Below are 12,232 nucleotides of genomic sequence, written 5' to 3'. Positions count from 1 at the left end.
CGCCGCACTCACCTGCTACAAGAAACTCACGAAGGCGAAATCAGCGACATGAGACACGGTCTAACATGGGGGTCGTGCGCACGACGGGGAAGACGATGAATCGGCAGTGGGTGCTGCGGCGGCGGCCGCAGGGTGAGGTGCGGGACGACGACTTCGAACTGCGGGAGACCTCCCTGCCGGACCTCGGCCCCGGTGAGGCGCTGGTGCGGGTGGAATGGCTCGGGATCGACCCCACGCAGCGTGGCTGGCTGAACGCGGGCGACAACTATATCGAGCCCGTCCCGCTCGGCGCCGTCATGCGGGGCAGCGGTGTCGGCGAGGTGATCGCATCGAACTCTCCGGCCTATCCCGTGGGCTGCCGCGTGGTCGGGATGGTCGGGTGGCAGGACTACGCCGTCGCCTCGGAACAGGGACTGTTCGGGCTCAACGCGGTGCCGCCCGGTGTCGAGCCCAGGATGATGCTGAGTCTGCTCGGAACGACCGGGCTGACAGCGTATTTCGGGATCACCGATATCGGGCGGGTGCGGGCCGGGGAGACCGTGCTGGTCTCGGCGGCGGCCGGAGCCACCGGGTCGCTGGCCGGTCAGATCGCGAAAGCATTGGGCTGCAGGGTAATCGGGATCGCGGGCGGGCCGGACAAGTGCGCCTGGGTCACCGCCGAGGCGGGCTTCGACGCGGCGATCGACTACCGCGACGACGACGTCGGCGCCCGGCTGGGTGAGCTGGCCCCGCAGGGTGTCGACGTCTACTTCGACTGTGTCGGTGGCGAACTCCTCGAACGCGGACTCGACCACCTGGCCACCCATGCGCGCGTCGTCCTGTGCGGCGCCATCGCGTCCGGCTACGACGGCGCCGTTCCGCCGACCGGCCCGCGCAACTACATGCAACTCGCCCTCAAACGCGCCCGGATGGAGGGCTTCATCTTCCTCGACTACGCCGAGCGCTTCCCCGAGGCCTTCGACCGCCTGCTCACCTGGCACACCACGGGGAAACTGCTTGTCGCAGAACAGGTGAGCCAAGGCCTCGAATCGGCCCCCGCAGCTCTGCGCGGCCTCTTCCAGAGCCGCAACATAGGCAAACAACTAGTCCGCGTCGGGTAGGGGCGAAAGCGTGCCGGAACAAGGGTCGGGCGGAGTGATTGTGGCTCAGTACTTTCGGTTGGCCAGCACCGGGAGGTAGGTTCTGCTCCGGGTCGACCTCGCTGGTGACCTGGGCGAGACCGATTCTGGTGAGCATGATTTCGTTCCCTCCTGGTGTATACGTTCTGTATGCCGAAGAACGACTCCGCGCCGGGCTTGTCGGGGCGGGAGAAGGCGTACAACTACGTCAAGGATCAGGTGCTGACGTCGCTGCCTGCCACCGGCACGTTCCTCAACGAGCAGGAACTCGCGTCCAGCATCGGCGTCTCGCGGACGCCGGTGCGTGAGGCGCTGCTGATGCTGCGGGCCGAGGCCTGGTCGAGATGGTGCCCAAGCGCGGCGCGCACGTGCCCGCCATGTCGGGCCGCCAGATCGCCGAGCTGAGGGATCTGCGCGGCGTGCTGGAGCGGCACGCGGCTAGCCGCGCGCTGGCCGGGGGCAAGGCGCCGCTCGCCGCGATGCGGGCGGCGCTGAGCGAACAGGAGTCCCTCGCCGACGCCGACGACGACCAGGCGGCGATTGACACGATCGGAGACGGCTCCGGCCAACGGGAAGCCCCTCGGCGTAAACAGGAGGGCACGCTCGGCAACCTGCTCGCCCCGGCGTACTGGCTCGACGTGCTGGCCGCTCGCGGCGAGGACAAGGCGGGCACGGTCCTGATCTCGGGGACGATCTCGATGCTGCCCGGGGTCGACCAGTTCGGCGATTCGTGGCGGGTGGAGATGACCGACCCGGCCACCGGCGACACGCTGGCCTGCGCCCACCGCACGGTGCCGATGGCAGCGCCCATCGGCTGACGGGTGCCGCGAGCGGAGACCGGTCGCGGGCCGATTGTCGCGGTCCGGGCCTCCGATCGGCGGGGAGCGCATACGCTGGCGCTCGTGGACGTGCTGGTAGGAATTGATCTCGGGACGGGGAGCAGCAAGGGGGTTCTGGTTCGGCCGGACGGGGTCGTGGTCGCCGAACATCAGGTCGCGCACGAGATATCGCTGCCGCGGCCGGGGTGGGCCGAGGTCGACCCGGTCGGGATGTGGTGGCACGAGGTGTGCGAGATCAGCCGGGCGCTGGTCGCGGCCGCGCCGCCGGGAGCGCGGATCGCGGGGATGTGCGTCAGCGGCGTCGGCCCGTGCCTGGTGCTGTGCGACGACGATCTCGATCCGGTGCGCCCGGCCATCCTGTACGGGATAGATTCGCGAGCCTCGGCCGAGATCGGCTCTCTCACGGAGCTGTTCGGCGCCGAGGAGATCTTGCGGCGGGCGGGCAAATCGCTGTCCAGCCAGGCGGTCGGGCCGAAGATCGAATGGGTCCGGGTCAACGAGCCGGAGGTGTTCGCGCGTGCTCGGCGCTGGTACGGCTCGAACTCCTTCGTCGTCGCCAAGCTGACCGGCGAGTACATCCAGGACCATCACACCGCCAGCCAGTGCGATCCGCTGTACGCGATCCGCGACTTCGACTGGAACGCCGAATGGGCCGGGCGGATTCTGGGCGACTTGCCGCTGCCGCGGCTGGCGTGGCCGTCCGAGGTGGTCGGCACCGTGCACGCGGAAGCGGCCGCGCAGACCGGGATCCCGACCGGGACGCCGGTCGCGGCGGGCACCGTGGACGCGTACTCCGAGGCGTTCAGCGTGGGCGTCCGCCAGCCCGGCGACCTGATGCTGATGTACGGCTCGACGATGTTCTTGGTGCAGGTGCTGGAGAAGTTCCACACCAACCCGGCGCTGTGGACGACGACGGGTGTCGAGGCGAACACCTTCGCGCTCGCCGCGGGCACCTCCACGGCGGGCAGCCTGACCCAGTGGCTGCAGAGGGTCACCGGCGGGGCGCCTTTCGACGAGCTGATGGCCGAGGCGGCGGCGGTGCCGCCGGGGTCCGAAGGGCTGGTGGTGCTGCCCTACCTCGCGGGCGAGCGCACCCCGGTGTTCGATCCGGACGCGCGCGGCGTGGTCGCCGGGCTGACCCTGCGGCACGGGCGCGGACATCTGTTCCGGGCGTCGTACGAGGGGATCTCGTTCGGGATCCGCCAGATCATGGAGATGTTCGATGACGCCGATTCGCCGGTCACCCGCGCGGTGGGCGTCGGGGGCGGGCTGCGCAGCCCGGTGTGGACACAGGCCCTCAGTGATATCACCGGTCTCACGCAGCTCCTGCCCGAGCAGGCCATCGGCGCCAGTTACGGCGATGCCCTGCTCGCCGCGATCGGGGTGGGACTCGTTGCGCCCGAGACGGATTGGGCGCGCATAGCCCGCGAGGTCCCACCCGACCCGGCCAACCGCGAGCTGTACGACGACCTGTACAAGACCTGGCTCGAGCTGTACCCGGCAACCCGAGACCAGGTCCACAGACTGGCGGGACTCGGATAGCCCACCCCGTGTCTCCGGCGCGCTCTCGGCCGGAATCTACACATGGACTCAGCTCACCCCGTAGCCGCCGTCTATCGGGATGTCCGCGCCGTTGATCATCGAGGACATGTCGGAGGCGAGGAACAGGGCGGTGGCGGAGACTTCGGCGGGGACGGCGAAGCGGCCCAGGGGGATTCGGGCGAGCATCGGCGCGGACTTCTCGTCCTCGCCCCAGACCTTCCGACCCATATCGGTCAGCACCACGGTGGGACAGATCGAGTTGGCGCGTACACCGCTCGGGCCCAGTTCCAGCGCAAGGACTTTCGTGGCCATCACCAGCCCGGCCTTCGACGTGCAGTAGGCGTAGTGCTCGGGCAGGGCGCGCAGGGCGGCGGCCGAGGCGACGGTGACGATCGATCCGCCCCCGGCCGCGGCCATGGCGGCGCCGACCTCGGCGGCCAGCAGCGCGGGCGCGCGCAGGTTCACGGTGAGCACCTCGTCGAAGGCGGCCGCGGTCAGACCGGAGACCGGCTCCGGATGTGAGATCCCGGCGTTGTTGATCAGCACGTCGAGCCCGCCGAAGGCCGCAACGGCGTCGGCCGCCAGGCGCGCGGGTGCCTCCGGCTCGGCCAGATCTGCCGCGATCGCGGCGGCGCGAACACCGTACTGCCGCTCCAGTTTTCGCGCTTGCTGGGTGAGTGCGGCGGGATCCCGTCCGGATAGCGCCAGCGTGGCGCCCGCACCGGCGAACGTCTCCGCGATATCGGCCCCGATCCCTCGGGAGGCGCCGGTGACGAGTACTCGCTTACCGTCGAGGCGAACAGAATTCACATGTGCTCCTGCGGGTGTGTCACCGAGTGCCTTGCTCTCCATCGGTTGTGGGGAAATCGTCGGGCGGTGAACTCACTCGGCCTCCAGCAGTTGTCGTGCGGTGGCCGGGTCGGTGACGAGGCGGTTGAAGTAACCGGCTCGAGCCCCAGCGAGGATCGGCGCGACCTTCTCCTGTCCGATCGCCACGGCAATGCCTACCGGAATCTGTTGCAGTACAGACAGATCCACCGCGATCAGACGCTCACCGCCGGGAAAGTCCACCGCCGCACCCGCGCGGTCGTAGAACCGCGAGCAGACGTCGCCGACGGCCGCGCGCAGCGAGGCGGCGGTGGTGGGCACGAACTGCGGGATGTCGTCGCGCAGCAGTGGCGGCGCGCCGACGCCCATCAGCGCGCATCGAGCCTTGGGCCACAGGTCCAGCACGCGCTGGATGGACGGATCGGCGTGCAGGGTGTCGTAGAGGTCGGGACCCGGAAGCGCCGGGGCGAACAGGTAATTCGGGCGCCCGCCGAGCTTGGTCGAGATCAGCCGGGTGATCTCGTTGGTCTGATACCAGCCCTCGGGCTGATCGTTACCGCCGACCGTGGGCACCACGAGCACGCCCGGAATGCGTTCGAGATCGAACTGCGCCACTTCGTACACCGTGCGGCCCGACGACACCAGCAGCACATCGCCCGGAACCAGACCGACCTCGGCCAGCGCGCGGGATACCGCCGGGGCCAGATAGCTGCCCATCACCTCGACCGTGGGCTTGGCCGGGGTCGCGGCGGGCAGCGGCGCCGACAGGTAAACCTGTTGCAGCCCAATGGCTTCGGCGAGGGTGGCGGCCAGGTCCGCGTCGTCGCCCTCGTGCGGCGCGCGGACCTCGATCCGGACGATGCCCTGGCGGCGCGCCTGCGACAGCAAGCGGCTCACGGTCGCCCGGCTGACCCGCAGCTTGGCGGCGACCTGGGCCTGGGTGGCCTCCTCCTCGTAGTACATCTTCGCGGCCGCGTAGAGCTGCGACGGCGCGAAAGTGCCGCTCTCCGCGGGCGATTGCGCCGGAGTGTCGGGGCTCTGCATGACTCGCAGTATTCCATTGAACAAATGTTCACGCCATAGGTGCGGTGAACATTCGTTCTGGACAGATGTAAACGGGATGGGCTACTGTGATGGCCGACACAGAATGAAGGGCAGTGCGATGACGGAGAAGATGCAGGCGGTGATCTGCCACGGACCCGGCGACTACCGGCTGGAGGAGGTGCCCGTCCCGGTTCCCGGACCGGGCGAGGCGCTGGTTCGCGTCGAGGCGGTCGGGATCTGCGCGAGCGATCTGAAGTGTTATCACGGCGCGACCAAGTTCTGGGGTGACGAGCACCGCCCGGCCTACGCGGAGACCGGGGTGATCCCCGGGCACGAATTCGTCGGGAGGATAGTGCGACTCGACGCCGAGGGCGCCGCGCGCCGGGGCCTCGCGATCGGTGACCGGGTGGTCTCCGAGCAGATCGTGCCGTGCTGGGAATGCCGCTACTGCCTGCGCGGCCAGTACCACATGTGCGCGCCGCACGACATCTACGGCTTCAAGCGCCGGACCCCGGGGGCGATGGCGAAGTACATGGTGTATCCGGTCGAGGCGCTGGTGCACAAGGTGTCGAAGACCCTGCCGCCCGCGCACGCCGCGTTCACCGAACCGCTGTCGTGCTCGCTGCACGCGGTGGAGCGCGCGGGGATCACCTTCGACGACGTCGTGGTGGTGGCGGGCTGCGGCCCGATCGGTCTCGGCATGGTGGCCGGGGCGCGGGCGAAGAATCCGGCACATGTCGTCGCGCTGGACATGGCGCCGGAGAAGCTGGCGCTGGCGCGGGAATGCGGCGCCGACATCGTGATCGATATCCGTAGCGAGGACGCGGAGGCGATCGTCAAGGACCTGACGGGCGGCTACGGCGCCGACGTCTACCTGGAGGGCACCGGGCATCCCTCGGCGGTGCCGCAGGGCCTGAACCTGTTGCGCAAGTTGGGGACCTATGTCGAGTACGGGGTCTTCGGCAGCGATGTGACCGTCGACTGGAGCATCATCAGCGACGACAAGGAACTGGACGTGCGCGGCGCGCACCTCGGTCCGCACTGCTGGCCCGCGGCGATCCGCATGCTCGAATCGGGCGTGCTGCCGATGGACAAGATCTGCACGCATCAGCTGCCGCTCGGCGACTTTCAGAAGGGCTTGGATCTGGTGGCGAGCGGGACGGAGTCGGTGAAGGTGTCGCTCATCCCGTGACACTCGAGGGCGGAGGTCCGATGAGGGGACTTCCGCCGGAACAAACAGTGGGATAGGCGATCCGAGGAAGTTCGATGAGGGAAAGACAGTATTGCGGGCCGCACATGTCGCGCCGGAACATGTTGCGCGCCATGGGTATCGCCGGTGCGGCGGCCGCCGCGCTGCCGGTGGTGTCGGCCTGCGGGGTCGGGGGCAGCGTGCAGGCCACCAATGGCGCCGCGGAGGTGAGCGGGCCCTTCGATTGGCGTGCGGCACAGGGCACGACGCTGAACGTGCTGCAGACCCCGCACCCGTATCAGCAGTCGCTGCAGCCGTTGCTGGCCGAGTTCACGCAGCTGACCGGCATCACCGTGAATACCGACCTGGTGCCCGAGGCCGACTACTTCACCAAGCTGAACACCGAGTTGGCCGGTGGCACCGGCAAACACGACGTGTTCATGCTCGGGGCCTACTTTATCTGGCAGTACGGCCCGCCGGGCTGGGTGGAGGATCTGGCGCCGTGGCTGGCCAACTCCTCGGCGACCAGCGACGAATACGACTTCGAGGACATCTACGAGGGTCTGCGCACCTCCACCCGCTGGGATTTCGCGCTCGGTTCGCCGCTCGGCACCGGCGGTCAGTGGGCGATCCCGTGGGGCTTCGAGAACAATGTGGTCGCCTACAACAAGGCGTACTTCGATCAGCGGAAGATCAAGCTGCCGGACACCTTCGACAACTTCATCCAGCTCGCGGTCGACCTCACCGATCGCTCCCAGAACCGCTACGGCATCGCCACCCGCGGGTCCAAGTCGTGGGCGACCATCCACCCGGGCTTCATGACGCAGTTCGTGCGGGAGGGCGCCGCGGACTACGAGTTCACCGGCGGGGAACTGCGCGCCGCCATGGGCTCCGACGCGGCGGTCGCCTTCACCGAGAAGTGGATCGAGATGCAGCGGCTGGCCGGGCCGACCTCGTGGACCACCTACGACTATCCCAATGCCACAGGCGATCTCGGCGACGGCAAGGCCATGATGGTCTACGACGCCGACAGCGCGACCTATCCGAAGAACAAGCGCGGCGCCAGCGCGCAGGCCGGGAATATCGCCTGGTATCCGGGACCGGCCGGGCCGGGCGGCAATTACGACACCAACCTGTGGACCTGGTCGCTGGCCATGAACTCGATGTCGAAACGCAAGCTGGCATCCTGGCTGTTCATCCAGTGGGTCACCGGCAAGGAGGCGCTGTCCAAGGCCGTACAGGGCGGCATCTTCGCCGATCCGGTGCGGAAGTCGGTATTCGACGGCGTGTTCAAGCGGCAGCTGGGCGGGATGCCCGGCTACCTGGAGGCCTTCGAGACCGTGATCGGCAGCTCGCGCATCCAGTTCACTCCGCAGAAGAAGTTCTTCGACACCACCGAGGACTGGGCCGTGGCGCTGCAGGACATCTACGGCGGCGCGGACGCCCGATCGCGGCTGGCCAGCCTGGCCAAGACCTGCTCGTCGAAGGTCAATCTGTGACCCGCCGCGGGTCGAGGAAAGGGAGGTCGAGATGACCACTCAATCGGTTCGTCCGCCGTCGGCCGCGGGCCCGGAGGCCGAGACGCCGCAGAAACCGCCCGGCGCCGCGGAGATTCCGCGCTGGCGGCGCTCGCTGCGGCCGTATCTGCTGTCGGTGCCCGCGGTGCTGATCGTGGTCGGCATCCTCTATCCGTTCGTGATCGGCGCCTACTACTCGGTGCTGAATTACGCTGCGGTGAATCCGAATCCGATCTTCGTCGGGCTGCGTAACTATGCCAGCGTCCTGGGGGACATGGAGTTCTGGACCAGCGTGCGGATCACGGGCGTCTTCGCGATCGTGGCGACCGCGGTCGAGACCGTCATCGGTGTCGGGCTCGCGTTGCTGCTCAACAGGTCCAGCCTGATCGGGCGGATCTTCGAGAAGGTGCTGATCCTGCCGTTGATGATCGCACCGGTGATCGCCGGGGTGATCTGGAAGCTGATGTTCAACCCCCAATTCGGCATCCTCAACCATATTTTCGGACTCGGCTCCACCTTCGACTGGCTGTCGGGCAGCAACGCGCTGTGGTCGGTGATCCTGGTCGACCTGTGGATCTTCACCCCGTTCGTGGCGATCCTGGTGCTGGCCGGGATCCGGTCGCTGCCGAAGGAGCCGTTCGAGGCGTCGGCGGTGGACGGCGCCAGCTGGTTCTACATGTTCCGCAGGCTCATGCTGCCGATGCTGTGGCCCTACATCCTGGTGGCGGTCATCTTCCGGTTCATGGACAACCTCAAGGTGTTCGACGCGGTGTACGTGCTCACCGCGGGCGGTCCCGGCGTCGCCACCCGCACGCTGCAGATCGGCGCCTTCGAGGACTCGATCATCAATCTCGACTACTCCCGCGGGAGCACCTACATGTTCCTGCTGTGGGCGATCGTATTCATCACCGCACGCATCCTGGTGGGCGTGCTCGGCAAGGCGCAGCGTCGCGCCGCTGGAGCGGAGTCGTAGCTCATGGCATCGGAACTTCTTCCCGGACAACGGCGGTTCACCCCCGCATCGGTGGGCGCCGACCTGGTGTTGTTCGGCTGGTTCGTGTTCTCGCTGTTCCCGATCGTGTGGATGGTGTTGCTGGCGTTGAAGACTCCGGCGGAGCAGACGACCACCTACTTCCGGTTCAGCCCCACCCTGGAGAACTTCGGAACGGTGCTGAGCCAGCGCGGCACCGATCTGACCAGTGTGGACTTCAAGGCGGCGCTGCTGACCAGCCTGCTCAATTGCGGTGGCGCCGTGCTTGTTTCGCTGGCCATCGGCATTCCGGCGGCGTACGCGGCGGGCCGGTGGCAATACAAGGGGTCCAACGATCTCATGTTCACCATGCTGTCTTTCCGGTTCGCGCCGGAGCTGATGGTGATCGTGCCGCTGTTCGTCATCTACAACCAGATCGGGCTGTTCGACACCAAGGTCGGCATGATCTGGGTGCTGCAACTGGTGACCATGCCGCTGGTGGTGTGGATTCTGCGGTCCTACTTCCAGGACCTGCCCGACGATCTGGAGCAGGCGGCCCTGCTCGACGGGTACACCCGGCGGCGGGCGTTCGTGATGGTGGCGCTGCCGCTGGTGCGGCCGGGCCTCGCGGCCGCGGCGCTGCTGGCGTTCATCTTCGCGTGGAACAACTACGTATTCCCGCTCATCCTCGCCGACAGCAATGCCAGCACGGTCACGGTGGCGATCACCAAGTTCCTGGGCGGCGGCGGCCAGGCCTACTACAACCTGACGGCCGCGGCGGCGGTGATCGCGGCGTTGCCACCGCTGATCGTCGCGCTGACCATTCAGCGCTACCTGGTGCGCGGCCTGTCGTTCGGGGCGGTGAAATCCTGATGGCACACCTCACACTCGACGGGTTGACCAAGCGCTACGGCAAAACCGTAGGGATCGAGGAGATCTCGCTCGATATCGGCGATGGCGAGTTCTTCGTGATTCTCGGACCGTCCGGCGCGGGCAAGACGACGACGCTGAAATCGATCGCCGGACTGATCGACGTGGACGGCGGCGCGGTCCGCATCGGCGGCACGGACATGACGAATGTGGAGCCGTACCACCGGAATGTGGCGATGGCGTTCGAGAGCTACGCGCTCTACCCGCAGCAGACCGTGGCGCAGAACCTGGCGTCGCCGCTGCGGTCGGGGCGCACGGGGAAGTACTCCGAGGCCCAACAGCGCGAGCGGGTCGAAGCGGTGACGCGGACGCTGGGAATCGACCATCTGCACAAGCGTTTTCCGCGCGAGCTGTCCAACGGACAGCGGCAGCGGGTGGCGCTGGGGCGGGTGCTGATCCGGCCCGCCGATGTGTATCTGCTCGACGAGCCGCTGTCGCACCTGGACGCCAAGCTGCGCGCGGCGATGCGGGCCGAACTGCGGGAACTCGGGCGGATGTCGAATACGACGACGGTGTACGTCACGCACGACTATCAGGAGGCACTGGCGCTGGGCGACCGGATCGCCATCCTGCGCGAGGGACGGCTGGTGCAGGTCGATACGCCGGAGGTGATCTGGCGGCGGCCGGTGGATACGTTCGTCGCCCGGGCGCTGGGTCAGCCGGAGATGAATCTGGTCGACGCGGTCGTGGACGCCGGGCGGCTCCTGGTGCCCGGCACCGGATTCGGCGTGACGGTACCGGCCGGGGTCGAGATCGCGGGCGGCCGTGCGCGATTGGGGATGCGGCCGTGTGATATCGCCGTGACGGAGCCGGGTGGTGAACGACCCGGTCAGGTGACGGTGGCGGGCCGAATCACCCTGGCCGAGCGGCTGGGCCGCAATGTCGAGGTGTCGGTGGACGTGGGTGGGGTGTCGCTGATCGCCCTCTCCCCGGGAGGCCCGCATATCCGCGAAGGCGCCGAGGTCACGCTGACGGTGCCGCCGGCCGATGTGCATATTTTCGCGGCCGCCGACCGCGGCGGGGACAGCCCGCGGCTCGGCGCCGCGGGGAGCGACGACCGTCGCGTCGAGGCCGGGGCGAGCGATGGCCGTCCGTGCGGCGCGAAATCGGAGGAGGAGCAATGACATCCGAGGCGCTGGTGACGGCCGGTGCGGTGGCGCAGCGTCTCACGCTGAAACAGCTCACCAAGACCTATTCCGCGCGCGGCCGGGAGAGCTTCCAGGCGGTGAAGGGCATCGAACTGGATATCGCACCCGGCGAACTGGTGGCACTGCTGGGGCCGTCCGGATGTGGCAAGACAACCACGCTGCGCATGATCGCCGGGCTGGAGACGGTGACCGGTGGGGAGATCCGCGTCGGCGAGCGCGTCATCACGAATCTACCCGCCGGAAAGCGCGGTGTCGGTGTGGGATTCGAGAGTTATGCGCTGTATCCGCCGCTGTCGATACGGGAGAACCTGGCCTACGGCCTGAAGGCCCGCAAGGTCGCGGGGGCGGACCGGCTGGTCGCCGAGATCGCGCGGCGGCTGGAGCTGGAGGATCTGCTCGACCTGCGGCCCGCGGGCCTGTCCAGCGGGCAGAAACAGCGGGTGGCGCTGGCGCGGGCGCTGGTGCGCAACCCTCCGGTGCTGCTGCTGGACGAGCCGCTGTCGCACCTGGACGCGTCGGCGCGGCAGCGGGTGCGGCGAGAGTTGAAGGTGCTGCAGCGGGAATTCGGCTACACCACCATCGTCGTCACCCACGATCAGGTGGAGGCGCTGAGCCTGGCCGACCGGCTCGCCGTGATGGACGGCGGGATCATCCAGCAGTTCGGCACGCCCGACGAGGTATTCGACGATCCGGCGAATCTCTTCGTGGCCGGGTTCGTGGGCGAGCCGCAGATCAATGTCGTGGACGGCGTGATCGAGCGGGACGCGACCGGCGCGACGGTCCGAATCGGCAGTGCCGCACTGCCTGTCGCGGCCACCGGCGTGACCGGCGGGCAGCGCGTGCGGGTGGGCATCCGGCCGCAGGACGCCAGTCTGTCCGCGAGGTCGGCCGAGGACGGCGAATTGCCCGGCACGGTGCGCTATTTCGAACACCTCATGGAGTTCGGGCGGGCGGCGCTGGATGTGCCCGGCGTCGCGGAACCCGTGCTGGTGGAGACCCCGGCGCACGAACGCTTCGAGCCCTCGCGGCCGGTGGCGCTGTCCGCCCCGGCCGAGCGCGTCTACCTGTTCGACCCGGAATCCGGGAACCGAGTGCGATAGAGGACAT

12 protein-coding genes are annotated in these 12,232 nt (G+C 68.3%); 10 read left to right on the top strand and 2 right to left on the bottom strand.

Translation table 11 applies throughout. The features are described 5' to 3' along the window. Window positions 1-95: 95 nt before the first annotated feature. From ACYVLQ_RS20170 to ACYVLQ_RS20155, 4 genes are all read left to right on the top strand, one after another. The gene (locus tag ACYVLQ_RS20170; protein ID WP_460699061.1) at window positions 96-1,100 is read left to right on the top strand and encodes an NADP-dependent oxidoreductase; all 1,005 of its coding nucleotides are present in this window, start codon (window positions 96-98) and stop codon (window positions 1,098-1,100) included. A 168-nt stretch (window positions 1,101-1,268) separates the two neighbouring features. Beyond that, a complete protein-coding gene (locus tag ACYVLQ_RS20165) occupies window positions 1,269-1,523 on the top strand; it encodes a GntR family transcriptional regulator (protein WP_460699056.1) in 255 nt (84 codons plus the stop codon). After that, complete coding sequence (locus ACYVLQ_RS20160) at window positions 1,463-1,936, top strand: DUF2848 family protein (protein ID WP_460699055.1); 474 nt, start codon at window positions 1,463-1,465, stop codon at window positions 1,934-1,936. Before ACYVLQ_RS20165 ends, ACYVLQ_RS20160 begins: the two co-directional genes overlap by 61 nt. Before the next feature lie 84 nt (window positions 1,937-2,020). Further along, window positions 2,021-3,499, top strand: coding sequence for an FGGY-family carbohydrate kinase (locus ACYVLQ_RS20155; RefSeq protein ID WP_460699054.1), 1,479 nt, complete (start codon window positions 2,021-2,023; stop codon window positions 3,497-3,499). A 48-nt stretch (window positions 3,500-3,547) separates the two neighbouring features. On the opposite strand, the gene ACYVLQ_RS20150 is transcribed toward ACYVLQ_RS20155, so the two are convergent. Together ACYVLQ_RS20150 and ACYVLQ_RS20145 are read right to left on the bottom strand one after the other, a co-directional pair. Next, complete coding sequence (locus tag ACYVLQ_RS20150) at window positions 3,548-4,351, bottom strand: SDR family NAD(P)-dependent oxidoreductase (protein ID WP_460699053.1); 804 nt, start codon at window positions 4,349-4,351, stop codon at window positions 3,548-3,550. 30 nt (window positions 4,352-4,381) lie between these two features. After that, window positions 4,382-5,371 carry a sugar-binding transcriptional regulator gene (locus tag ACYVLQ_RS20145; protein WP_460699052.1) on the bottom strand — a complete coding sequence of 330 codons (990 nt, stop codon included), beginning with the start codon at window positions 5,369-5,371 and terminating at the stop codon, window positions 4,382-4,384. A gap of 118 nt (window positions 5,372-5,489) precedes the next feature. On the opposite strand from ACYVLQ_RS20145, the gene eltD reads away from it, so the two are divergent. From eltD to ACYVLQ_RS20115, 6 genes are all read left to right on the top strand, one after another. Beyond that, a complete protein-coding gene (gene eltD, locus ACYVLQ_RS20140; RefSeq protein WP_460699051.1) occupies window positions 5,490-6,563 on the top strand; it encodes an erythritol/L-threitol dehyrogenase in 1,074 nt (357 codons plus the stop codon). 74 nt (window positions 6,564-6,637) lie between these two features. Then, complete coding sequence (locus tag ACYVLQ_RS20135) at window positions 6,638-8,059, top strand: ABC transporter substrate-binding protein (protein WP_460699050.1); 1,422 nt, start codon at window positions 6,638-6,640, stop codon at window positions 8,057-8,059. Between the two features lie 31 nt (window positions 8,060-8,090). Continuing rightward, entirely contained in the window at window positions 8,091-9,050 is a 960-nt protein-coding gene (locus ACYVLQ_RS20130; RefSeq protein WP_460699049.1) for a carbohydrate ABC transporter permease, read from the top strand. Between the two features lie 3 nt (window positions 9,051-9,053). Then, window positions 9,054-9,920, top strand: coding sequence for a carbohydrate ABC transporter permease (locus ACYVLQ_RS20125; RefSeq protein WP_460699048.1), 867 nt, complete (start codon window positions 9,054-9,056; stop codon window positions 9,918-9,920). Continuing rightward, a complete protein-coding gene (locus ACYVLQ_RS20120) occupies window positions 9,920-11,101 on the top strand; it encodes an ABC transporter ATP-binding protein (RefSeq protein WP_460699047.1) in 1,182 nt (393 codons plus the stop codon). The genes ACYVLQ_RS20125 and ACYVLQ_RS20120 overlap by 1 nt, the downstream gene beginning before the upstream one ends. After that, window positions 11,098-12,225, top strand: a complete 1,128-nt coding sequence (locus ACYVLQ_RS20115) for an ABC transporter ATP-binding protein (protein WP_460699046.1) — start codon at window positions 11,098-11,100, stop codon at window positions 12,223-12,225. The genes ACYVLQ_RS20120 and ACYVLQ_RS20115 overlap by 4 nt, the downstream gene beginning before the upstream one ends. Window positions 12,226-12,232: the final 7 nt, after the last annotated feature.

This window comes from Nocardia thraciensis, from assembly GCF_054782435.1.
This window is presented reverse-complemented; position numbering and strand designations above follow the sequence as displayed.